29 protein-coding genes are annotated in these 23,121 nt (G+C 54.9%); 28 read left to right on the top strand and 1 reads right to left on the bottom strand.

What is annotated here, in order from left to right; all coding sequences use genetic code 11:
• Both AB1S50_RS16705 and AB1S50_RS16700 read left to right on the top strand, forming a co-directional pair.
• A partial coding sequence (locus tag AB1S50_RS16705; protein WP_367148845.1) for a transposase domain-containing protein occupies nucleotides 1–124 on the top strand: 124 nt, incomplete at its 5' end.
• Nucleotides 125–141: 17 nt separating this feature from the next.
• Complete coding sequence (locus AB1S50_RS16700; protein ID WP_367152168.1) at nucleotides 142–291, top strand: hypothetical protein; 150 nt, start codon at nucleotides 142–144, stop codon at nucleotides 289–291.
• A 1,027-nt stretch (nucleotides 292–1,318) separates the two neighbouring features.
• On the opposite strand, the gene AB1S50_RS16695 is transcribed toward AB1S50_RS16700, so the two are convergent.
• The gene (locus tag AB1S50_RS16695) at nucleotides 1,319–1,639 is read right to left on the bottom strand and encodes a GIY-YIG nuclease family protein (protein ID WP_367152166.1); all 321 of its coding nucleotides are present in this window, start codon (nucleotides 1,637–1,639) and stop codon (nucleotides 1,319–1,321) included.
• Nucleotides 1,640–1,852: 213 nt separating this feature from the next.
• Here AB1S50_RS16695 and AB1S50_RS16690 point away from each other — a divergent pair, with 213 nt between their 5' ends.
• The 26 genes from AB1S50_RS16690 to AB1S50_RS16565 form a co-directional block, all read left to right on the top strand.
• Entirely contained in the window at nucleotides 1,853–2,749 is an 897-nt protein-coding gene (locus tag AB1S50_RS16690; protein WP_367152165.1) for a helix-turn-helix domain-containing protein, read from the top strand.
• Nucleotides 2,643–3,215, top strand: coding sequence for a replication protein P (locus AB1S50_RS16685; protein ID WP_367152169.1), 573 nt, complete (start codon nucleotides 2,643–2,645; stop codon nucleotides 3,213–3,215). The genes AB1S50_RS16690 and AB1S50_RS16685 overlap by 107 nt, the downstream gene beginning before the upstream one ends.
• Nucleotides 3,216–3,659, top strand: a complete 444-nt coding sequence (locus tag AB1S50_RS16680) for a hypothetical protein (RefSeq protein ID WP_367152164.1) — start codon at nucleotides 3,216–3,218, stop codon at nucleotides 3,657–3,659.
• Nucleotides 3,646–3,936, top strand: coding sequence for a nuclease domain-containing protein (locus AB1S50_RS16675; RefSeq protein WP_367152163.1), 291 nt, complete (start codon nucleotides 3,646–3,648; stop codon nucleotides 3,934–3,936). Before AB1S50_RS16680 ends, AB1S50_RS16675 begins: the two co-directional genes overlap by 14 nt.
• Before the next feature lie 31 nt (nucleotides 3,937–3,967).
• Entirely contained in the window at nucleotides 3,968–4,180 is a 213-nt protein-coding gene (locus AB1S50_RS16670; protein WP_367152162.1) for a hypothetical protein, read from the top strand.
• Nucleotides 4,180–4,833, top strand: coding sequence for a hypothetical protein (locus AB1S50_RS16665; protein WP_367152161.1), 654 nt, complete (start codon nucleotides 4,180–4,182; stop codon nucleotides 4,831–4,833). The genes AB1S50_RS16670 and AB1S50_RS16665 overlap by 1 nt, the downstream gene beginning before the upstream one ends.
• Nucleotides 4,834–5,652: 819 nt before the next feature.
• Nucleotides 5,653–6,423 (top strand): class I SAM-dependent DNA methyltransferase, encoded by a 771-nt coding sequence (locus AB1S50_RS16660; RefSeq protein ID WP_367152159.1) that lies wholly within the window; start codon nucleotides 5,653–5,655, stop codon nucleotides 6,421–6,423.
• A 334-nt stretch (nucleotides 6,424–6,757) separates the two neighbouring features.
• Nucleotides 6,758–7,135, top strand: a complete 378-nt coding sequence (locus AB1S50_RS16655; protein WP_367152158.1) for a D-Ala-D-Ala carboxypeptidase family metallohydrolase — start codon at nucleotides 6,758–6,760, stop codon at nucleotides 7,133–7,135.
• Nucleotides 7,136–7,699: 564 nt separating this feature from the next.
• On the top strand, nucleotides 7,700–7,933 hold the full coding sequence (locus AB1S50_RS16650; RefSeq protein WP_367152157.1) for a DUF4365 domain-containing protein: 234 nt from the start codon (nucleotides 7,700–7,702) through the stop codon (nucleotides 7,931–7,933).
• On the top strand, nucleotides 7,893–8,198 hold the full coding sequence (locus AB1S50_RS16645; protein ID WP_367152156.1) for a DUF4365 domain-containing protein: 306 nt from the start codon (nucleotides 7,893–7,895) through the stop codon (nucleotides 8,196–8,198). Before AB1S50_RS16650 ends, AB1S50_RS16645 begins: the two co-directional genes overlap by 41 nt.
• Complete coding sequence (locus AB1S50_RS16640) at nucleotides 8,195–9,352, top strand: hypothetical protein (protein WP_367152154.1); 1,158 nt, start codon at nucleotides 8,195–8,197, stop codon at nucleotides 9,350–9,352. Before AB1S50_RS16645 ends, AB1S50_RS16640 begins: the two co-directional genes overlap by 4 nt.
• A gap of 80 nt (nucleotides 9,353–9,432) precedes the next feature.
• On the top strand, nucleotides 9,433–9,942 hold the full coding sequence (locus AB1S50_RS16635) for a hypothetical protein (RefSeq protein ID WP_367152153.1): 510 nt from the start codon (nucleotides 9,433–9,435) through the stop codon (nucleotides 9,940–9,942).
• Nucleotides 9,939–10,172, top strand: a complete 234-nt coding sequence (locus AB1S50_RS16630) for a phage holin family protein (RefSeq protein ID WP_367152152.1) — start codon at nucleotides 9,939–9,941, stop codon at nucleotides 10,170–10,172. Before AB1S50_RS16635 ends, AB1S50_RS16630 begins: the two co-directional genes overlap by 4 nt.
• Nucleotides 10,169–10,405: a hypothetical protein gene (locus AB1S50_RS16625; protein ID WP_367152151.1), complete on the top strand. Its 237-nt coding sequence runs from the start codon at nucleotides 10,169–10,171 to the stop codon at nucleotides 10,403–10,405. The genes AB1S50_RS16630 and AB1S50_RS16625 overlap by 4 nt, the downstream gene beginning before the upstream one ends.
• On the top strand, nucleotides 10,402–10,860 hold the full coding sequence (locus AB1S50_RS16620; protein ID WP_367152150.1) for a hypothetical protein: 459 nt from the start codon (nucleotides 10,402–10,404) through the stop codon (nucleotides 10,858–10,860). Before AB1S50_RS16625 ends, AB1S50_RS16620 begins: the two co-directional genes overlap by 4 nt.
• Nucleotides 10,860–12,365 (top strand): terminase large subunit domain-containing protein, encoded by a 1,506-nt coding sequence (locus AB1S50_RS16615; protein WP_367152149.1) that lies wholly within the window; start codon nucleotides 10,860–10,862, stop codon nucleotides 12,363–12,365. The genes AB1S50_RS16620 and AB1S50_RS16615 overlap by 1 nt, the downstream gene beginning before the upstream one ends.
• Nucleotides 12,366–12,547: 182 nt before the next feature.
• Nucleotides 12,548–13,591, top strand: coding sequence for a phage major capsid protein (locus tag AB1S50_RS16610; RefSeq protein ID WP_367152148.1), 1,044 nt, complete (start codon nucleotides 12,548–12,550; stop codon nucleotides 13,589–13,591).
• Nucleotides 13,592–13,615: 24 nt separating this feature from the next.
• Nucleotides 13,616–14,170 (top strand): hypothetical protein, encoded by a 555-nt coding sequence (locus AB1S50_RS16605; protein WP_367152146.1) that lies wholly within the window; start codon nucleotides 13,616–13,618, stop codon nucleotides 14,168–14,170.
• On the top strand, nucleotides 14,130–14,843 hold the full coding sequence (locus AB1S50_RS16600; protein WP_455363759.1) for a phage adaptor protein: 714 nt from the start codon (nucleotides 14,130–14,132) through the stop codon (nucleotides 14,841–14,843). Before AB1S50_RS16605 ends, AB1S50_RS16600 begins: the two co-directional genes overlap by 41 nt.
• A gap of 594 nt (nucleotides 14,844–15,437) precedes the next feature.
• A complete protein-coding gene (locus AB1S50_RS16595) occupies nucleotides 15,438–16,265 on the top strand; it encodes a hypothetical protein (RefSeq protein WP_367152144.1) in 828 nt (275 codons plus the stop codon).
• Entirely contained in the window at nucleotides 16,265–16,744 is a 480-nt protein-coding gene (locus tag AB1S50_RS16590) for a GNAT family N-acetyltransferase (RefSeq protein ID WP_367152143.1), read from the top strand. The genes AB1S50_RS16595 and AB1S50_RS16590 overlap by 1 nt, the downstream gene beginning before the upstream one ends.
• Nucleotides 16,731–17,396 (top strand): hypothetical protein, encoded by a 666-nt coding sequence (locus tag AB1S50_RS16585; RefSeq protein ID WP_367152142.1) that lies wholly within the window; start codon nucleotides 16,731–16,733, stop codon nucleotides 17,394–17,396. The genes AB1S50_RS16590 and AB1S50_RS16585 overlap by 14 nt, the downstream gene beginning before the upstream one ends.
• On the top strand, nucleotides 17,396–18,064 hold the full coding sequence (locus tag AB1S50_RS16580; protein ID WP_367152140.1) for a hypothetical protein: 669 nt from the start codon (nucleotides 17,396–17,398) through the stop codon (nucleotides 18,062–18,064). Before AB1S50_RS16585 ends, AB1S50_RS16580 begins: the two co-directional genes overlap by 1 nt.
• 9 nt (nucleotides 18,065–18,073) lie before the next feature.
• A complete protein-coding gene (locus AB1S50_RS16575) occupies nucleotides 18,074–19,312 on the top strand; it encodes a hypothetical protein (protein ID WP_367152139.1) in 1,239 nt (412 codons plus the stop codon).
• A gap of 131 nt (nucleotides 19,313–19,443) precedes the next feature.
• Entirely contained in the window at nucleotides 19,444–21,357 is a 1,914-nt protein-coding gene (locus AB1S50_RS16570) for a hypothetical protein (RefSeq protein WP_367152138.1), read from the top strand.
• A gap of 129 nt (nucleotides 21,358–21,486) precedes the next feature.
• A partial coding sequence (locus tag AB1S50_RS16565; protein WP_367152137.1) for a hypothetical protein occupies nucleotides 21,487–23,121 on the top strand: 1,635 nt, incomplete at its 3' end.

Below are 23,121 nucleotides of genomic sequence, written 5' to 3'. Positions count from 1 at the left end.
CAAGCTGAATGGTCATGATCCCTTTGCGTATCTGAAAGATGTGATGCAGCGATTACCGATGCATCGCGCCAGTGCTATCGGCGAGCTGCTGCCCCATAACTGGGTTCCTGCTGACAAGGTGTGATGCCCGGACGCTTACGGTTGGATGGCTCCAAGGGCAAAACACAGGCGCAGCTGGCTGCACAGCAGGCCGAGATCATTCTGGATGAGGTTACCGAAGAGTTGTGCGAGTTAGAGGGGCTATCAGAGACTCTTAAAAACTCTGTCAAGGTTCCAGAAAGTGCTGGGTGAAAACCAATCCATCCTTGATTCTGGATACTTCTTGAAAGAGAGAAATATGGATAAGCAAGCCATAGAGAGCTTGATCCCAAAGTTCCTTAAGCTGGAAGAGAGCCAAGCGCTGATTGATAGACTGATGTCGCAGCGCCTGGAATAGCTCAATGAGGCAGGAATCGATCAGCTACTTATTTGATTGGAGGGCATAACACGTCAATAGGTAGGGATTGGGCCTGGGGAAGTAGTTGGTTAACAGCTTCCTTAAGCGTATTCCCTATAGCCATGAATTGTTTGCTTGGGATCCCCATTCCATCCAGAACATATGCTGTGAATTTGGGTGAGTTGGCGGACTTTCCATTTTGGAGTGTTTCGCGAACTTCTATTCGAACCACTTCGGATGCGTTGCGTTCAAGGCGGAGTCTGTGAGTTTTAAGTAGAGTGCTATCGGCGGATTTGAGATCGAACATAACTATTTCCTTGTTACCTTTTGGTGAGCGTTTTCCAGCTTACCTGGATTTGTAGGACTTTCCCAGTGATATTTCAGCGAATGGACATGACGAGGTTTGCTTAATGGTATGACTGCTGGGAAAGACAGGAGCCTTTCAAATGTAAGACGGCTCAGTAGAGGAAGATCAATGAATGATTTCACTGGGCATTTGGAGAAAGAAATCGTCGAACTTGTCAGAAAAATTTCAGTCTCAATTGGCTTTTTTCATCTGAAGAATTCAACGATTTCGACAGCGAGGAAAAAGACCTTCTTCGAGAGAAAATTAAGGTAATGAGCCGGTATTACCAGATACTGATTCAGCGATTGGAAAGGTATCAATCCCACTAACTGCCACACTTGGATGCTAAGGAGATAATATGAAAATTAAGATGATCAACGGTGAATTTGTTTTGAAACCGTTTACTGATGAGTCCCAGTTGTTCCTGGAGCGACTGGTTGAAACTTGCGCGACTATAGAAATCACTGAATATGGTCCCCCAGCCACTAGCCCGCCTTGCTTGGAGCAAAGCGGGCGCGAAAATTCTATGGAAAATATCAACGAAAGTGAGTGTTCAGCGGCGGCTGTAAATACCGAACCAACTGATCCTCTAATGAATCGCGCTGTGACTGATGGGGAATCGAAACTGCATGAATGTGAGTCGCGCCATTCCGGTGTGCCTCATCCCAGCGCTCATGAGATGGGAGGCGAGAGGAAAAGTCGTCGGTCTGGCCAATGTATACCGCCTGCCAAGAACCGTCGGATGTCTTGTGACTGAATATGTATAACCCAGCGATAGATTTCCAGCCTGCATTTGGGTCGCAGATTTGAAACGGAATGGTTTTGCCGTTCCCTAACGGCCAGTTGTATTGATCCATTAAGGGTGCTCCCTTTTCACTATTTTAGTATGAGGGATGAACAGATTGCAGACCATACAGGTTTCTCCGGTGGATGCTGTTGGTGTGGGAGCTATCAGCATACGGGGGAAGGTGACACCTGCCCAGTGGTGTGACAGTCAGGAGAGACTGACACGTTGATTTAACGGACATTATCAGTAGATTCATCGGCCTCAGAAGAGGGCGGAGGCGTCAATGAGCGATAAACGCGCATTTGAGGGCGTTTGGATTCCAGCGGAACTGTGGCTGTCTAAAGACTTGAGCCTGCAGGAAAAGGTTATGCTGGTGGAAATCAATAGCCTGTCCGTAGACCCTGTCAGAGGCTGTTACAAGTCCAACAAGGCGTTCGCCGAATTCTTCAATCTGTCCCCATCCCGGGTGTCTGAAATTATCTCCAGCCTGGAGAAAAAAGGCTATTTGACGATCACCCAAAAACGCGATGGAAAGCGTATTTGTGAACGTAATATTTTTGTGAGTGGGGGGTATTCGGAATCCCGAAGGGGGTATTCGGAAAACACGGAGAACCCTATTCGGAATCCCGAAGGGGGGTATTCGGAAAACGCGGAAGAGAGTAGTACAGGTAAGAGCAATACAGTAAGAGTAATACAAGGGGACGCGCGCGAGCGCGCTCCTGTCCAGCCCAAAAAGTCCAGGGGGCTCGATTTCGCCGGTCTCCCCATCACTGAACACTCGGCGCGCTGTTTCGCCGATTACCGCAAGAAACTACGCAAGCCACTGACCCAGCGAGCACTGGAACTGGCCGCCCGTGAAATCCGACAGGCCGGGGACAGTACCGGCATGACCGACGAAGCCCTGGTAGCCGAAGTGGAGCTGGCCGGCTGGCAGGGCGTGAAGGCTGACTGGCTGATCAACCGACTCACCCAACGCGGAGGGCCGCGCAATGGATCATCGCAACCACCCAACCCGTTCACCGACGACATCGACTGGCTCGACGGCACAACTGGTGAACGAGTTATTCAAGCAACTGGCGGGGATCAAGCCGGGCTGGCGGGCGGCCTTCCCGGACCAGTCAGCCATTGCGGTAGTCAAGAACCAGTGGCTGATGGCGCTGATGGAGGCGGGTATTTCTGACTGGAGCACGATCGAAGGGGGGTTGGCTGAGCTTCGGCAAAGCCAGGGGCCATTTCTGCCATCCACCGGGGATTTTATCGCCCTGTGCCGTAAAGCCTCCCTGAAGCACTGGAAAATACCCAGCGAGCCGGAAGCCTTTTCCCTGTTGCAGCGGTTTTTTGGCCCGAGGCACGTAAAGCGGGATTTCACCCAGTTGAACCCAGCGGTCTATGCGGCTTACTGCCACATGGACTGGAGCGTAGTGTCACAGATGCCGACCAAAGAGCAAAAGGCCGCTTTTCGGGAGGCCTGGAAGCGGGTTATGCAGGACCTGTCCGATGGCAAGCGCCTCCCTGAACCCCCGGTGCAGGACCGAGTGCTGGAAGAGAAGCCAACTCGGCCATGTGACAGAGGTATCGCACTGTCGGCCCTGGGAGAACTGAAGTCTCTCCTTGCCGGCGAGCAAACCACAGCGGAGCGTGCCTGAATGCCGAAACAGTTCCAGGTCAATAGCCAGGCCAGCCTGCAGGGGTTTTTTAACCACTGCGAACGCTTGTTTGCGGACCACAAGGTGGTGCGGTTTTTCTGGCGCCTGGGCAAGGACCGCAGCCTGGATCAGAACCGCATGTGCTTCGAGCTGTACCAGCGCATTGGCCGATCCCTGTACGGTGACGACAGCGCTCATGCACGGGCAGAGTGCAAGTTGACCATTGGGGTACCAATTCTGCGGGAGGAAGACGAAAAGTTCCGGGAGAGTTACGACAAGATCATCAAGCCGGTGGCATATCAGGACAAGCTCGACCTGATGGAATGGTTTCCGGTCACACGCCTGATGACCGTCAAGCAGTGCCAGCGGTATATCGATAGGGTATTTGACCGTTACACCCTCAAGGGCGTGGACTTTGGAGCATTGCTGGATGCCCAGCACTAAGTTACGCCAGGCGGCGAAGGGCGAGGACTGCACTTTGCGGCTCTACCCACACTGCAACGGTGACCCGGAGACGGTAGTGCTGTGCCATCTACCTAGCCAAGCCGGTATGGCTCGAAAGTCTCCCGATTGGTGGGGCGTCTATGGCTGCAGCTGTTGCCACGATGTGATCGACGGGCGCTGCAAGACCGAGATACCAAAGGTTGAGGTAGAGCGCAGCAAGCTGCGGGCGCTGTTTGAAACTCAAACAAGGATGCGGGATAAGGGGCTGATTCGATGATTATCCTGATGTATACCGAGAGAGGGACCTGATGCGCAGCTGGGGCAAGACCGAACTGACACCCAACCAACAGCGCGCCCTGACGGAGCCATCGCCTTGTGATCACTGCCACCAACGAGACAGGTGTGCCAGATACGAATTGGCTTGTGGCGACTTTCTGCGTTGGCAGACCTCCGGCAGGCTCAGAAAACGGGACCGCAATCCAACCCCGACGCTGTATCGCAAGATCTTCACGGCCAGCTGATGAGATTCCACACCGCACGGCAGGCATGGCACGATGCTTTCGATAGCCCCACACAGCAATCCGACTACGCGGCTGCCCTTAAAGCCCAAGCGGTGTTCGGTCGGAGTGCCAAGCGCTATACGGACGAGATTCGAGATGAAGATGGCAAAATAACGGCCAGGATGCCAGCACAGACTCTCTATGCGGTTGAAACAAGAGTAGGGAAGGGCAGCGGTGGCCGTATCATGGACGCCTGTGAAAAGGGTCTGATTCAAAACGTGGTGGCCAAACTGCGCCAAACCGACCCTCTGGCCTACAGCTGGGGCATGGCTGCCTATGCGCCGCCGGCAGCACGGTTCAAAGAGCGTGCCGCGCTCCTTCATTACCTAATGACCGAGTTTGACCAATGGGGTGAGCCGCACAACAGAATCCAGGTCAGCAAGCTGGCCTTCTTCTGTATCAACACCTGTGCCCTTCGGGATGTGAATGGGCGGCCTATCGACCTGAGCCAAGCTCGCACTATTCTGGGGTGCAGTAAAGCGAAATGGGACCAGGAGTGGGTAAGGATCTGGAAGCGCTTCCAGCGCCGTCTGGACCCGTTACCGTCAAGGGCGCTAGGTCCGGTAGCCGAGCTCGTAGGGGATTATCGAAAGCGTTGCCAGCAGCCGGGTTGACAAGTTTGTCCTGAGGGGGTATAAAAACTCTAACATGCGGTTTTTCCGCATTGCACTTCAAGAACCCGCTTAATGGCGGGTTTTTTTGTGTCTGCAATTCCAGTAATTGCTCGCTGCTAGACGAGGGGCGGAGTGTTGATCTGCGCCAGGCTCGCCACATACCACTGTTGAAACTAATGTCAGTGACGCAAGAATCTAGTGGAATTTAGACAAATGTATGATCGGATATGCCAAGGTTAGAAAATTACTCGGCCATTTTATAGATATCCTGCCTTTCAGCGATAATTTGTTTCATAATTGATGCCAATGCTAGGTGTGCATAAATTTATTCGCGTGATATGTGGGCATTTATGCCCATATTTCGTGCTGTGAAAAATTCAGATGCAGAGCTTTTGAGTGAATGAATAGAATCTAAATTTAGGCATATACTTTTCTTCAAAAGTGAGTGAAGATGGAACTCTGCATTGCTGAGCTCACTATACAAAATCTTTTCAGGCTGTAAAGCTAGGAAATTCTGAGTGTGTCCCCCTGGTGGCTGAGCATGACAGAACGCTGAGAACATATACTTAAATTCAATGGGGGTAAGCCGCCAGGTTGCATATCATAAAAAATGCCTGGAAAAATATAAAGTTTGTATGTTTTTAAAAATTAGTATGTAAATTATGGCGCAATAAGTAACGAAGACACATTGGAAATGTATCACAGTTATAACCCGGTTTTATTTTGAGCGCAGAAAAATGATTGATCAGGGATATGAGATTTTAAGTATGAATTATATGAAAGTTGAAATTGTGATCTATAGGGAAAATAGAGGGATCTATGAATAAAAGGCATAGGATACAGTTCCCTAAAAATGAAATGACAACAAAAAGTCAAGAAGAAGCATATTTTTACTTGCAAGATTCTAGTGGTTCAAGAAAAATTCGGTTCCATGACTACAATGAAATATATCAAATTCCTGGTTTGTATGAGCAAATTTTCTATGACCGCCTTAAATGTATTTCTCCTGCTAAAGTTGCCTCGATTCTTGAAGCCGCAATTAGACAAAGCTCAGAAAATTTTTCCGAATTGAGAGTTCTTGATTTCGGGGCCGGCAATGGAATGATGGGTGAAGAGTTGAAAAAATGTGGAATTTCTCGTCTCGTTGGAGTTGATATAATTTCTGAAGCTTATGCTGCAACTGTCCGTGATCGACCTGGAACTTATGATGCTTATCATATTCAGGATTTTACTGATCTAGATTTTGATGTAAGAAAAGAAATAGCATCATGGGATTTTAATTGTATGGTAACAGTTGCCGCCCTTGGATTTGGTGATATTCCTGTGAAAGCTTTTTTAGAAGCTTTTAATACCATTGGCGCTAAGGGGTGGGTGGCTTTTAATATTAAAGATACTTTTTTTGCAGAAAATGATTCGACGGGATTTTCACGAATGACGAGAGAGCTCATATTCTCAGAGCACCTTGACGTTTACCATATAGAGCGATATCGGCATAGACTATCTATTGATGGAGAGCCATTGTATTACTTTGCAATTGCGGGAAGAAAAAATACAGATGTCACGGATAAATTTATTCAAAGTATCGCATGACTTTATCAGGGTAGAATGTTCAAGATAGGCGGTGGATGGTAATCTACCTAGGGAAGTCGAAAGCCTGGGTGGGCAATATGTGCAATCTCATAGAGGGAACGGTCGAGGCGTTCTATTTGGCGTAAAATGCCGCATAACTGTATCTAAATACAGTCTGTATGCATTGACAGCCTAGGCACCTAGGTGTTATTTTTAGGTAAGCTGCAGCAGAAGTATGTGCAGCGATCATCCTGATAGGCCGCCATAAGTCGGCTTTTACTGTAAAACAAATACTCCCCTAACTCACGACCTCGCCGGTTGATCCTGGCGGGGTTTTTTTATTTCCGGTGATCTCATGTTCAAGAACGACTACTTCACCGAGGAGGAGTTGGCTTGCCGTTGTTGTGGCAAAAACCACTTCTCGGATGACACCTTGCGCCGATTGATCAGGGTGAGGGAGCGACTTAACAAACCGATGGTGATCAACTCGGGGTATCGCTGCCCCTCGCACTGCACCAAGATTGGCTCCACCATGACGCACACCACGGGGCAGGCGGTGGATGTATCAGTTGCAGGTGGGCGGGCTTATGAGCTGCTGAGTATCGCGCAGGAGGAGGGCTTTACCGGTATCGGCGTGAAGCAAAAGGGCGCTCATGGCGGACGGTTCCTCCACCTGGATGACCTTGAGCCCGTACCGGGTGAGCGCACCCGGCCAACTGTGTGGAGCTACTGAGGGGGCGTTTGGAGGGGTTCAGTGTTCTGACTGGGCAAGTAGCTTCGAGGCCCGTAGCGCGTGCTTTCACGCTAAAGCTAGGCCACAATGCGGCAGAACTCATGGAATGTGGGTACATAGCCTGCCTCCTGACCCAGGGCTGGGATTGCCGCGAGATCACTATCGGCCCGCACGGCGCCAGGGATAGCAGCTTCGTGGGGGAGAGTTCATGACTCGCAATTCAACGAGCAGGGTCAGTTACCATGCTCATCAGCATTGCATGCATATATTCACGAGCTGATCCAGCGCAGGACATACCACTTTTTTAATTGAGCAAAGGTTATGTCATTTGACGAAAATGTCCCAGCAGTTATAGTTGGCGGCTATGTAATCTTAGTCAGTAATGCCGATATTCGAAAGTATTAAATTAAATACTTTTTATAATGTGTTTTTGCTAAGCTGATTAATCTGAAAGAAATCTATCGTGCGTTCTCGGAATTAATTCTGAGATAGTGGGAAAGATGATAGTGCCATGGTGATCACTATCTAAGTGTAAGGCTTCTCAAAACAACAACATAATAATCTATGGATAGAAATCAAAAGAAGGAATTGTTCAGCCGGGCTTTTGTAAAAGCCATTGCTGCACAGGTGGGGTTCAGAACGGCGATTCCTGATGTCGATGATGACAGTGTTGACATCATCATTAAGGGAAGAGGTTATTCTGCTCCTATTAGAAATCCACAATTAGAAGTGCAATTGAAATGCACTGCTGCAGATTTTGAAAAATCTGATTTTTTTAAAATTCAATTTATCAGTTAAAAATTATAATGATCTGCGTGGAGATGACATACTCTCACCTCGATATTTATTTGTAGTTGTTGTTCCAAAAGAGCCAAAGAATTGGTTGCGTTATGAGTCGAAATTAACTAAATTGCAGCACTGCTGTTACTGGATGTCTATCAAAGACTTTCCAGAAACCTCAAACACTACCTCGGTGACAATTGATATCCCTAAGTCGCAACTTCTGAGTGCCGAAAGTATGCTATCTCTTATGGAAGTGGCAAGCATTAGGGGGGTAGCATGAACAGAGAAATCTATTTAACTTCGCTTGGTGATATTTCTCCAATTCATCTATCAAGTTACTTAGAGCAAATGGGCTGGGTAAAGGATGGGAGCATTGGTTCTAAGGCAGTCGTTTGGCACAGAGCTGAAAAAGAAAATTATGCTTTTGAGGTGATACAGCCAGTAGATATCTATATACGAGGGTTCACTCAAAAAATACATGAGGCAATTACATCTATTTCAGAGTTTGAAGAAAGAAATCCTAGTCTAGTATTAGATGATATTCTTAACTTTTATACAGATTTAGTAAAAATTCGAGTTGTACACAATGATGTCGAGGATGGAAGCATTCCACTTGCTGATGGTGTATTATTAATTGAAAAATCAAAAGATCTACTAATTGCATCAACTTTATCAACATTTAAAAAGAAGAAATTCTTTTCAGGTAGTCGTTCGGATGATGAAAAAAACTTCATATCAAAGCTAAGGCTAGGCCAAACTGAAGTAGGTAGTTTTATTGTAAGCCTTATTTCACCAATAACTGTAAAATCTAATACTGAGGAAGAAATAGACAGTACTTCTCTAACACGGTCAGTAACAACAAATTTAGCTAAAAGCCTTTCTTCAATAAGCTCGGCTATTGAGCAATATTCTGAGGATCAAGATATATTTCACTTTGAAGAGGTGGTTTCGGAAGGTGTAAGTGCAAACCTATGTGATGCACTCGTCGGTTTAAGCGGTTTATCTAAATCCAGAAGTTTTGAAGTAAGTATAAAGCTTGCAGGTGTTGAGTTAGATAAGAAAAATATAATAACTCATCACTCATTTAAACCAAGCCAGCTCCCAGCTATTGAAAGCGCTTCCGAGTACTATAAGGGTAATTATGTGATCAATGGGTACACCGCTTTTGGCTTAGTAACAAAAATGAAACGTATCCCAGGTGATGAGTTTGGTGAGGTCACTATTAGCTCTAAAGTTAACGACTCTGATAAGAACGTTACTGTTCAGCTTGAACTAGATGATTATTGGGATGCGGTTCATGCTCATGAGTCAGAATCCTATGTAAAGTGCTCTGGTAATCTAATAGTAACCCCAAAAACAGCTACTCTGGCGGAAGCAACAAGGTTTGGTGTTAGTGACAATCTAGATTTGTTCAAGCCGAAACCTAACAAATAAGGATATATTGCGCTTGCTGCAACATTTGACATCTGAATAAGCCGGCCGCTGAGCCGGTTTTTTTATGCCCGGAGATAACTATGAGCTGGAAATCAATCGTTAAAAGCGTGGCCCCGACCCTGGGTGCTGCTTTGGGCGGCCCTGTTGCAGGAACGGCAGTGAAGTTCCTCTCGGATCACTTCCTGCAGGATGGTGAGGGTAGTGAGCAGGACATAGCGGAACTGGTACAGAACGCGAGCCCTGAAAAGCTGCTGGAGCTGCGGGGTCTCGACAACGACTTCAAGGTGAAGATGCGCGAGCTGGATATCGATGTGTACCAGCTTGAGGTAGAAGATCGCAAGAGTGCGCGGGAACTAGGCATTAAAGGGGGCCTGTGGGTTCAGGCGGTGCTGTCGTTTGTGTTCATCAGCGGCTATTTCTTCCTGACCTACCTGCTGTTCTCCGGCAGCGTAGAGGTAACCCCGGCATTCGAACAGACCGGCACTCTGATGCTCGGCGTGATCACGGGTGCAATACCAATGATCCTGCAGTTCTGGTACGGCTCCAGCCAGGGCAGTAAGGAAAAGACAAAGGCGATGGTGAAACCATGACCGTGCACGACCTAATGCGGGAGCTGGCGGAGAAGGCCGGCCACGCCACGACGGTAACCGCCGGTGCGATTGGCAGTCTCTACAGCCTGTTTACCCAAAACCCCATTGGCTTCATCTGTGCTCTGGTAGCTGTCGCCTCCTTTGTGATGAATTGGTACTACAGCTACCAGCGGCACAAACTGGCCAGGCAGCGGCAGGAGAAAGCGCAAAAGTGGCCGGAGGAGGTATGAGGCAGGGTTACGGTGAGGCGCAGCGACGGGTGGCGGCGGTGGTTGGACCCGAGTGGACGACTATGCACTATCTGGTGGAGAAGACGGGGCTGACGCGCAACACCATCCGCCGCTGCCTGATGGTGGGTGGCTACGAGGTGCGGCACGGCGGGCCCGGCCATAGAAAAACCCTGGAGGCACGCAAACCCTACCGGGTGCCTTCGCTGAATTTACTGAACAAGAGGTGGGTGTGATGTCGACGGAAGGCAAGAGCGGCGGTAAAAAAACCGGTGGACGCACCAAGGGTACGCCGAACAAGCGGACACAGCAGGTGCAGGAGAAGTTGCAGGCGCTGGGCTGTGATCCCGTGGAGGGACTGGCGCGGATCGGGATGCAGGCGGAGCGGGATGCGCGGGAGGCTTTTTCTGGGGCGGTTGAGGCGATTGTGGAGGACCTGTCGGCGGCGGATGGGATCGATACGGACCGGGTAAAGGATTTAATGGGCAAGCAGTTGATGCAGGCGGTCAAAGAGCGCCGCGAAACCCTCAGTCTGGCGGTGCACTGCTACGGCCAGCTGCGGCGGCACTGGGCGCCTGAACTGAAGGCGCTGGAGGTGACGGGCCCGGGCGGTGACCCGCTGGAGTTTGTGGGCCCGGGCGCTGCGCGCAAGATGGCGCAGGCGGTACTGGAGGCGGAAGGCACCGGCTAATGGGGGCGGAATCAGCGGGCGTCGACTGGCGCCAGCTGGCCTACAACAATCTGATCGCTTACGAGATCGCTCACGATCCCACCTATGCGCCGGCGCGCTTTCACCATTTGGTGGCGGCAAAGCTCCAGCGTATCGTGGATGGCCGATGCCGGCGGCTGATGATTTTCTTACCGCCACAGCACGGTAAGTCCCGGCTGGTGAGCGAGAGTTTCCCCGCCTATTACCACGGGCACTTCCCGGCAAAGAACATTATTCACCTGGCCTACAGCGAGGCGTTCGCCAAGCGCTGGGGACGGATCAACCGGGACAAGATCCGCGGGCATATCCACCAGGCGGTGTTCGATACCCAGCTGAAGCCGGGTCAGGAGGAGATGACCCGCTATGCCACCACCGCGGGGGGCGGCTATCTGGCCCAGGGTCTGGCCGGCGGTGTCACCGGCAACCCGGCGGACCTGATCATCCTGGATGACCCTATCCGCAATCGCCAGGAGGTGGAGTCCAAGGCGATCATGTCCAGCATCCGGGACAATCTGAGTGGTGCCGTCCGCACCCGAATGCACAAGGATACGGCGGTGATCGTGATGCACACCCGCTGGGCGGAGGACGACCCGGCCGGTTATCTGCTGCAGGCGTGGCAGGAGGGCTGGGAGGTCCTGATGCTGCCCGCGCTGATCGAAACCCGGGAGCAGGCCGCAGCGGATCCCCTGGGCCGCGAGATCGGTGAGGTGCTTTGGTCCCAGCGGTTCCCGGCCACTTATTTGAGGGAAACCCGCAACGCCATACTCCCCAGGGACTGGAACGCTTTATACCAACAGGATCCGACACCGGGGGAGGGCGCTCTATTTTCCTACTCGGATTTCGCCGAGTACGATGTGCTGCCCAGACGCCTGGTGTATTACGGCTTTCACGATGGGGCTGTGGCCACACCGGACGAGGGTGAAGATCCCGATATGACGGAGCTTTCGGTCTGGGGCGTGGATCAGGCCTTTAATCTCTACGCGGTGGACTGGTGGACCTGCCAGATCGATCTGGACGAGTGGGTGGGCACACTGTTCGATATGGCGGAGGACTGGCGGGTACAGCGCTGGCATGCGGAGAAGGGGGTGATCGCCCACGCTTCCCGAGGCGCTATCAAGCGGGAAAAGTTAGACCGAAAGTCGCAGCTGTTTTTTAAGTGGATGCCCCATATCGGTGACAAGGAGGCGAATGTCGCCGGCTTCCGCGCCCTGTGCCGGCGGGGCAAGGTGTATTTCCCCAGCAGGCGGAATCGCTTACACGGTCCCTGGGTCCGGCATGTACAGGACCAGTTGGTAAAATTCCCCGCCGGCCGCTTTGACGACGCTGTGGATACCTGTGGCCTGGCCGGCCGCCAGGTGGGCGATATGATCGCGGCCCGCTCCTCACAAAAGGGCAAGCCCAAGCCAAAGCACGGCAGCATGGACTGGTTGACCCAGTTTGCGGAGCATGCGGTGGAGCAGGAGCGGCACTGTCGGCGGCGAAACTAAAGTAGACAGAAAAGTGATCACATTGAAACTCATCACCGCAAATCCTTCCTGATATTTTTCTCTTATTGCGTGTGTATCCGGGTCCGCGCCCCGACTCGGCAGAACTGCAGCTCGCCACTGCAAACGGCGTTTCGCATCTCGCCAATGCAAGCACGTTTGTCACTTATGTGGAGAGCACCGTTATGCCTTTTACTCCCCAGGAGATTCAGGACGCCGGCAAGGCGGTCCTGGATTTTCATCTAAAGAATTCACCTGAAGATCAGATCAAGCAGGACCGCCCGCTGCTGAAGGCGTTGATGCCAAAGAAGAAGTCCTTCCCGGGCGCGAAGGAGTATGTGGTCGAGCAGCTTCGCGTGGCCTATCAATCCAACTTCCAGTTTTACCGCGGCGAGCAGCAGGTGACCTATAACCGCCGGCAGACCCTGGATCAGGCCAAGTTTCCGTGGCGCTCCGCGCACGATGGCTTGTATCTGGACGAGGACCGTCTGGCGCAGCACGGCATCAAGATCGATGACAACGGCCAGGGCGGCAATGTGACCCGCGCCGAGGCGATTCAGCTGTCCAATCTGTTAGACGAGCAGATGGTGGCGCTGGACGAGGGCTGGGAGGATGCGTTTGACCGCGTCTGCTGGCTGGACGGCTCCGGCAGTGCCGATGATCTGGCGGGTATCGATTATCTGGTTCCACTGGATCCCTCCACGGGTACTGTCGGCGGTATCGACCGGGCGACGGAGCTTTGGTGGCGCAATAACACCGCCACGGCACTGGCGGGTGGTGGTGACATTATTCCGGCGCTGGAGGAGGAGTGGAAAAACTGCATTCGTTTTGGCGGCCAGGCGCCGACGCATATTTTTGCCGGCTGGGATTGGATCCAGGCGTTCCGTATGGAGGCGAAGGCGGAGATTGAGCGCTTTGTGCGGACGGGTACCGGCCGCGCCACCATCGATCCGGCGACGGATCTGCAGTTCAACGGTGTGCCCATCACCTGGGTGCCGCAGTTCGATGACAACTTCGATGGCTCGGTGGCGCCGCTCACCCACTGGTCCAAGCGCTGTTACCTGCTGAACCTGAAGAGTATTCGGTTGCGCCCCATGCAGGGACAGGACCGCATCAGCCGCAAGCCGCCGCGCCCCCACGACAAGTATGTCACCTACTGGGCACTGACCTGGAAGGGTGCGCTGACGATGAACCGCGCGCGCTGCAATGCGGTGTTGGCTTTGGCGTAAGAATGACCGACGGAGCAAATAATCATGCTGAAAGAAATACCCGCTGCAAAGTGCCTGCTGGTGCGCGATCCGGCCGAAAAGATCGTCAACACCTATCCCGCCCATGAAATCCCGGTACTGGCCTATGTGCACCGCTGTGATGTGCAGGAACTGGTGGTCGATGCCGATGGCGAGCCGGTGCTGACCGATTACGACGAGCAGGCGGAGATAGAACGCCTGATCCGCCGCTACGGTGAGGAGGTGTTTGTCAAAGTCTACGGGCAGATAGCGCCCGGTTGCCTGGACCGCTCCATCGATTCGGTGCTTTCCATGCTGGACCGGGACGATGAAATACTGTCGGAAAAAGAGGAGGCGGAAAATAGGCAACGGGCCGCACGCCGGCAGCGACATTTATCGGCATTGGCCGCGAAGAAAAAAAGCGTCAGGCGCGAACGCCTGGATCGGCGCCGCCAGTTTGCCGGGGAGGAGGCGCAGGCAAGTGCAGAGGAGGGAGAGACGGGGGACCTGACGGAAGGGGAACCGGGGGAGCAACCGGAGGATATTCAAGGACAGGACGAGTTTCCGGCCAGGGACTGGTAGCGGAAGCGGCAGGTCATGGCCCGACAATACCGCACCCTGGAAAAGCTGCGTCAACAGCTGTCGGCTCGGCTTTGGCGGCCAGGCGGGTGCCAGCTCGGTCAATGCCCCTATCCTGAATTCCTTTCTCTACGATGCGCAGCAGCAGTTGTGGGAGCAGGTGGACTGGCATCACCTGATCCGGTTTGCCGACAAGACTGTGGGTTATGGCCAAAGGCTGCTGGAATACCCGCAGGACTGCGATCCGGAACGGGTGCTGTCGGTCGCGGTGTACGACGGCGTCGAGTGGTTGCCGTTGGCGCGCGGTATCGACTGGCAGCACCGCGACCCACTGAACACCCTGGACCGGCCCTGCCGGTGGGAAATGGCCGATCAGTTGGAGCTGCATCCAAAAGCCGACAGAACCTACCCTCTGCGCATCCGCTATGTGCGCAAGCCGGACCGCTTCGAGGGGGAGGGCGACCGGGCCAGCCTCAATGACAATCTGATCTTTTTACATGCGCTCTACAACGCAAAACTGCATTACCGGCAGCCGGACGCGGATCGATATGGTGCCCAGCTGGAAAGCGAGCTGCTGCAGGTCAAGTCCCGCTCCCGGGGTCGACGGGTGCACCGGCGCAAAATAATCCAAAGCGATCCCTACGGGAGGGCGCCCCGTGCCGCAGATCACGTTTAAGAGCTGGGCCGCCGGTCTCGATGTGCGCCAGGGGGAATTCGTGGCCGACGCCAACCGCCTGCGCATTCTCCGCAACGCCTATATCTCCAACGGCAAGGTGCCGCGCAAGCGGCCAGCGCTGGATGAGGCTTACACGCTGCCGGAAAATACCCATGGTCTCGCGCAGATGGACGGCGATCTTCATGTATTTTATGACGTTCAGCATCCAGCCCCGAGCCTTCCCGCCGGTATCCGGGCCCACGGGTTGAACAGCATTTCCGGCGCCCCGGATATTCGGCGCATCTGGTATGCGGAGCATTTTAACGGCCAGTTGTATGTGGTGGCCGAGTATGTCGACGGTCAGTTCCAGCACCATTTTCTCGACGGTGGAACGGATACCCGGATTGCGGACGGCAACTGCCCCAAAACCCGCACGGTGACGAAGCGGGGCCAGCGCCTCTACGCGGCCTCTCGGGACGTGGTGCGCTATTGTGCCGGCGCCGACCCGCGCAACTGGACCCCCGAGGAGACGCCGGACAGTTTGTCCGCCGGCCTCTTGCCGCGGATGGCAATGACCTGGTCAAGGCACTGGGCGCCTATCACGACAATATCGTCGTGTGGACGGATGATCACGCCCAGCTGTGGCATGTGGATGCGGACCAGACCACCAATCAGTTTCGCAAGCTGGTCTACAGCGGCGCGCGCGATTACTACGGTCATGCGGGCATGGCCGGTGACCTGTTTTTTCTGAGCAATCAGGGCGTGCGCTCCATTACCCAGCAGTCCGATACCGACAATGTGCACGATATCGACGTGGGTACCGCCATCGACGACCTGTTTGCCGGGGAGCCGGGCGAGGGTCGCTGTGCCTATATCCGCAAATACGGCCAGTTGTGGTTCTGGTTCGACCACGATTACACATTGGCGACCGGGATGTCCGTGCGGGGATCGCGGGTTTATGTGTACACCTTGAGCAAGGTGAGCAAGATCAGCGCCTGGAGCGAGTATCTGTTTCCGGAGCGCATCGATTATGTGGCCGAGGCCTACCAGACCGTATTTATCCGCACCGCCAACCGTATCTGTCAGCTGGTGGACCGGGGTGTTTACAAGGACTACGGCAAAGCGGGTACGGAAGAGGGCACCGGCATCGAAGTGTATGTCGAGATGCCGTTTGTCGATTTTAAAGGGCCCGGAGTGACCAAGCAGCTGTGGGGTGCGGATTTCGTATTCCAGGGCACGGCGGAATTCGCCATTAAATACGACAGCCGTTATCCGGATCGCCAGACTGGCTGGCAGTCCATCAGCAACGATTCCCGCCCGGGGCCGACGCTGCCGGTGGAAGTGATGGGGTCCAGTTTCGCCCCGGTGGTAAGGCACAACCACAACGAACCCTTCCAGCTCGACGCCATCACCCTGCATTACCACAACCTGGGGCCGATCTGATGATCGCCGCGGCCAGCGAGTATCACATCGCCGAAGTCCTGAATGGGCTCTGTGCGCAAAACGTGGCGGAGTTCGAGGTCATGCAGGGCGGTTACGACCCCGTCCTGGCCCTGGAACTGGTGCAGGACTGGATCAAAGGCGAGGGCGCTGTGGGCCTGGTGGTGTTAAAGGCGCGCGTCGCCGAATGTGTAGGCGGTCTGCGCCCCATCAACCCGGGTGTCGCCATCTTCTGGCTGCTGGGCACCACCGGCTGGCCCCGCCGCTGTTTGCGGGAAGTGACGCAAGCCGGCCGGACCCTGGTGGAGACGGCGCTGGCAAACGGTTATCACCGCCTGGAGGGCCATGCATTATCGACCAACCAATTTTCCGGGCGCTGGTATCGCAAGCTGGGTTTTGAGCGGGAGGGTGTGCGTCGGTCCTTTGGGCGCAGGGGGGAGGACGTGGAAATTTACGGGCGGGTGAAACATGGGATTGGGTAGTGACGGCTCGAAAGAGCAAAAGCGCTATAACCGCGAGCAGGCGCGCAAGGAAGCGGAACAGAAACGCCGTCAACAACAGGCGGTGGCTTCCATTTACCGGACCTTCGGCCTGGATGCGCGGGGCAACCCGGTGGAAAACAGCCCCAACCATACACAGTGGTCGCAAAACCTGGACCGGGTTTACGACGATGTCACGGCGGTGCATACCGACACCCTCAATACCCAGCGCCACGACGTCACCGACGCCCTGATGGCGCAGCTGTTGCGCCAGGGCATGGTGGGCTCCCACCTCACCGACCAATATGAGTACCAGGTGGACGACGCCTACCAGCGCGGGCTGGCGCAGATCGACAGTGTGGCCGCCGGAGCGCGCTCCAACGCCAAGTCCCGCATGAGCAGCATCATGAACGATGCCATCGCCCAGGTGAATGCCGGCAACCTGGATGCGGCCAGCGCCGGCAGCCTGCGGGCGGATATCGGCAACGCCATGACCAACGCCTCGGCCACCGCCACCAGCCAGCAGATCAACGGATTATTTGACGACGTACTGCGCGCCTACGAACTGCGGCGGGAAAACAAAGGGCGCCAACTGGCGGAGCAGAGCTATCACAGCACCGCCGGTCATAACGGCACCATCACAGGAGGTCCCTGATGGAACCCATGACGATAGCGGCCATCGCCGCGCTGCTTTCCGGCGCTTATATGCAGCACCGGGGACAGCAGGCACAGATCAAGGAAAACGTGCAGATACAGCGCCGGCACGATCGCGAGGCCGACCAGCTGCGGGAGGAAAAGCAGAGAGAGATTCTGGACAACCTGCAGACCGATTACACCCCCGGCAGCTACCGCGATGGGCTGGACGATGCCCAGGCGGAGCGTATTGCCGCCATCCAGGCATTGCAAAAGCAGGGCGGTCAAACACAGTTCAACTTCTCCGCCGACCAGAGTGATGCCGCTCTGGCGGAAGCCGCGCGCGGGGAAATTCTGCGCACCGAGAATGCGCGCACTATCGCCCGGCTGATGGGCAATCTGGGCGGTCATCAAATGCAGGCCGGCGCCCTGGGTCGCCGGCATCAGACACAGCAGACCCTCCTGGGGCGTTTCGCCGCCGAGCACGCCTGGAACGAGGCGGCCCGCAAGCGGGCCCTGGCGGGCAACCACAAGGGCGCCAAGCGGGTGTTGGGCGGTTCCCTGTTGTCGGCGATTGGTTCGGCCATGCTGGCCCGCGGTGGCAGTGGAAGTGCGGCCGACGGCATGATCATCGCCGGTGACAACGGGCAGATGATGGAAAACGTCAGCCAATATAAACCCTTTGTCTGAGGCCGGATTATGCGTTACGCAATTTCAACATCACTGGGCACCGGTCTCGGCAATGCCGTCCGGGCACTGGCCGAGGGCAATGCGCGGGAAGAGGCAGCGAAAGAGGCGCGGATGTCGGCGTTGCTGCGACAGGATCTGGCGCAGGCCGACCTGGGCCTGAAAGCGGCACAAACCGATTACCAGAGCGCCCTGGCGCAAAAAGTGCGCGACAGCCTGGCCCTCAATCACGACCAGGGGCTGCGTCATTCTCTGGTGGCGGACCAGACCGGCGCCACTGTGCCACAGGTGCAGCAGTATGCGGATTATCGGGATACCGGGGAGTGGGGCGATGCCGGTCCCCTTGAATCCGCTCTGGCCCAGGCAATCCAACAGAGCCTTGCCGGCACCCGTCTTGCCGGTCTCAATGCCCAGCCGATTAAAGCGGCGGAAATCACGGCCGATGTAGCCAAGACCGGCGCATTGCAGCAGGCGTTGCGAGATGAGATCAGCCGCAGCCATCTTTTGGGTGTAAAGGGGCCGGACAGAAGACTCAGCTTGAACCCCGTTTATGTCACTGACGAGAGTGGTGATACCCAAGCTTTGCAACTGGGTAGTGATGGTGCCTATTCCCAGGTGCAGTTGCCGGAGGGTTACGACTATGCGGTGGCTCCGAACCGGCAGCTGGACTACCTGGAGGACGCTGCCGCGGCCAGCGCCAGTGGCACAGAGTTTGGCAAGCGTGCCGCGGTGGATCAAATGGACTTCCCGGCTTACGAGGCCAGTGTCCACGAGCAGATCGGCCTGATCGACAAGGCACTGAACCATCCGGGTCTGGAGGATGCCGTAGGTCTGGGTTCGGGCATTCCGGCAATCCCCGGCTCCGAGAAAGCCAACTTTAATGTGTTGCTGGACCAGATTGAGGGCAAGAATTTCCTTGCGGCCTTCGAATCCCTCAAGGGTGGGGGCCACATCACCGAGATCGAAGGCCAGAAGGCACAGAATGCATTTGCACGTTTGAGTACCGCACAGAGCGAGACGGAATTTAAAGTTTCGCTGCAGGAGCTGCGGGACATTCTCGCGACGGGTTTGGAGAGAAAACGCGGAACCCTCGGCGTCGACGGCCTACGAAATCCCAATGAAATGCTTCCCCCGATGAATGGTGGAGATAACTTCAACCAGGCACCGCTTGTCGGGTCCGAGGAGGATGGTTATTTATTTATTGGCGGAGATCCGTCCAGCCCGGATAGCTGGGTTCTGAGGCGACAATGAAACCCTGGGAGAAATATCAGAAGTCCGCGCACCTGGCGACGGAAAACGCCAATCCTACTCCCTCACAAGGACCATGGTTGAAATACCAGAGACCGCGCGAGGCCCGGCAGCCTGTTCCAGTGCAGGAGGGGATGGACCCAATTGAGCAGCCAGATACCAAACACAGACCCCGAGGGCAGTTTCAGCGGTCAGGGGGGGCAGTTACGGAGGAGTCGGGCCTTTGGGAGCGTACCAAGGACGCATTTACCGGTGAGGAAAAAATGACACCGGAAATGGAGTCAGTGCAAGAGATCGGTGCTGCGCCGGAGCTGAACCAGTTGTCGGTTCCAGCTTTTAAGGCATCGCTGGGCCTTTTGGCAAGCGGTGATGACAAGTCACTGCGTGGCATTTTGAGAGAGCAATTTGGGGAAAGCGTCACCTTTGAGGAGGATGCCCGAGGCAATACTATCGTCAACATGCCATCTGGCTCTTACGCGCTCAATCGGCCTGGTCTATCCGCGCAGGATGCGATTCGCGGCGTGTTCAATATGCTGGCCTTTACGCCGGCTGGTCGGGCTACATCGGTAACCGGTGCCGTTGCTAAAAATGCGATGACCGAAACGGCATTACAGGGTGTAGAAAAGGGTTTGGGCGGACAGGGTATACGAGCTGGCGAGGTTGCGCTTGCGGGCGGTTTAGGTGGAGCTTTCAAAGTTGGTGAAAATGCAATTAGCACGGCTTATCGGGCAGTGAAAGGGTCACCGAAAAATGAATTGGTGGAAGCGGCGGCTACCATGCAGGTTCCGGTGATGACCTCTGATATTTATAAGCCGAAGACATGGGCATCCAAGGCGGCTTTGGAGAATGCCGAAAAAATCCCCGTGCTGGGTACTGGCGGTTTGAGGGAGAAACAGCAGCATGCGCGCGAGGCCGCCGTAGAGCAGTTGGCCAGCAAGTACGGCGAATTCAGTTTCGATGCCATTGTTGACAGTCTGAATGTGCAAAAAGATCGAATGAAACGGGCTGCGGGTAATGTATTGTCCACAATTGGTAGCAAGCTCGACACAGCGGGCCATATACCCTTGTACAACACCTTCCGATCGATTGATGCCGCCGTTGCGGAACTGGGTCGTAAAGGAGTGATTCAGTCCTCCTCTGCGATGGATGATTTAGAGTCGCTGATGGCCATATTGAAAGAGGCACCACAATCCTTTACCACCCTGAAGGAAAACCGTACAGCTTTCCGCGAGATTATCAATAGCGCTGACAGGGCGGAAAGAAGCCAATTGACATCAAGAGCCAAAGCCCTGCTGCAACGGGTTGGTTCGGCGATGAAACAGGATATGGATGCGTTTGCGCGCCGCAATCTGTCATCCACAGAGCTTGTCAAATGGACTCGGGCTAACTCGGTGTATGCGGAAGAGGCGCAGAAACTGACTCGCAGCCGGTTGAAGCATGTTCTGGACAGGGGCGATGTTACTCCGGAATCGGTTGGCAGCTTGCTCTTCAGTCGTAAACCATCTGAAGTGGAACTACTGTACAAAAGCTTGACGCCAACCGGCCGTGCCAATGCCCGGGCAGCAGTGATTTCAAAAGTCATCACCGATCTAGGGCGACAGGGCCGCGGAGTGTCGCCGAACGCATTTGTTTCAGAAATGAAAAAGTATGGTTATCAGGTCGACATATTTTTCAAAGGGCGGGAAAAGGCTGAGTTGCGTGGCTTGCTCAAGGCCCTTGAAGCGACCAAGAGGGCTCAAGAAGCATCGGTAACAACGCCCACCGGGCAGCAAGTGTTGGGTGCGGCTGGCCTGGGCGCTGCGGTTATTGACCTAGGCGCCACAATAGGATCAGCAGGCACACTAGGAAGGTTAGCAGCGCTGTACGAAAGTGGTCCTGTTCGAAACGCCTTACTACGGCTCGATTCTCTTCCTCGGGGCTCAACTGCTTTTGAGCATTCTGTTTACGAATTTTTTTCCAATACTCTCCCGCTTGCGCAGACTGCACGGAGAGGTATATCGGATACAGAACCGCCCCCAACAGGGCAGCAAGGACAATCTTTTCCATAAGTCCAGCCTAGCAAAATCCCAATGAAATAGATTATGCCTGTCCAGGGCGAACCCTGGCAAACCGCGACGTATATGGATGTCGCGCCCAACTCATCACCGCACTGTATTCCCTGCACACTGGACGCCTGATTGGTAATAAGGCGCGCCATGGACCCTTACAACAAGGCTCCCCCCGACATCGACGAGTCCGAAAAAGCCCTGGTCCGGCGGTGGTCCGCCCGCCTGGAGCGCTTTGTTGAGCTTCACGACAAAAAAACCAAGGCAAACGTCGAGCGCTGGCGGCAGGTATTGTCCGGCAGAGGCAAGGGCGAGCAGGAAGGGAAGGGCATCCGCCTGTTGTTTTCGGTGTTTGCCAGTCTGATTCCGCAGATCTATGCCAAGGATCCCGATATCGACTGCGATGCCGCCGAGGCGGCGGAAGGCGCCATGTACCAGGCCTGGCGTAAATTTTCCGCCACCCTGGCGGTGGTGCTCAACCGTCAACTGGTGCAGGGAGGCAAGCTGAAAAAGCGTGCCAAGTCCCTGCTGCGCGCCACCATGACCGCCGCCGCGGGCTGGGTGAAAGTGGTTTACCAGAGAGACTACCGGCGGGACCCCCTGATTCAAAACCGCCTGGAGGATGCCCAGGACAACCTGCAACGGGTGGAACAGTTGCTGAGAGAATTGGAGGACCCGGCCTGTGCCGGCGACCTGGAGGCCACCCGCGCCGAGCTGCAGCAGCAGATTCAAAGCCTGCAATCCCAGGTCGAGGTGGTGGCCAGCGAGGGACTGGTGATTGATCGGCCGCTGACCGAAGACATCCTGATTCTGGATGACACCCGTAACGAGTTCGACGACTACGAGCGGGCGGATGCCATAGCCCACCGCCTGTGGTTTACGCCCGAGCGGTTTTCCGAAGTGTTCGGCCGCAAGGCGGATCAATCCGCACGCCGTCATACCATCAATGGCAAAGAACGCAGTCGGGACAGCAGGGAAGAGGAACAGCTGATCCCGGTGTTCGAGATCTGGTGCAAGCGGGACAACACAGTTTACACCTTGGCGCTGGGAGAAGAGCGCTGGGCGCGCCTGCCGTTTTCACCGCCAAAGCAGGGGCGCCGTTGGTACCCTTTCTTTGGGCTCGCCTTCAATCAGGTGGACGGCAGTGCGGAGCCTCTGTCCGATGTGGAATTACTGGAGGACCTGCAGGCGGAATACAACGAGACCCGGGATAAATACCGGGAGCTGAGGAGGGATCTGCGCCCGGCCACCGCCTATCGCCGCGCCGGCGGGCTGGACGACGAAGACCTGGACAATATCCAAAACCGGCGCACCAACGACATGATCGGCGTAGGCGGCGATCCGGAGCGGCCACTGGCCCACGACCTGCAGGAAATTCCCGCCCCCCGGGTGGATCCCGGTTTGTTTGACACCTCGACCATTCACCGGGATATCGAAATGCTGTCCGGTGCCAGTGACGCCAGCCGCAATATCACCCAGGTTTCCAAAACCGCCACCGAAGCCGAACTGATGGCCGCCTCCATGCAAGGCCGTATGGGTGAGCGCCGCGACGCACTGGAAGACTGGATCAGCGAAGTGGCCGGCTATGCGGCGGAAATACTCCTGCTGGAAATGACCCCGGAGCAGGTGCGCCAGATCGCCGGCCAGGGGGCCGTGTGGCCCACCATGGAGCGCGAGGATATTTACAACTTGTATCGGGTCAGTGTCCGCGGCGGCTCCACCGCCAAACCCAATCAGACACGGGAGCGGGAGCAGTGGGTGCAACTG

Source organism: Microbulbifer discodermiae (assembly GCF_040742695.1).
Lineage (GTDB): Bacteria > Pseudomonadota > Gammaproteobacteria > Pseudomonadales > Cellvibrionaceae > Microbulbifer.
Note: the sequence above shows the minus strand (reverse complement) of the source record. Positions and strands in the feature narration are given on the sequence as shown.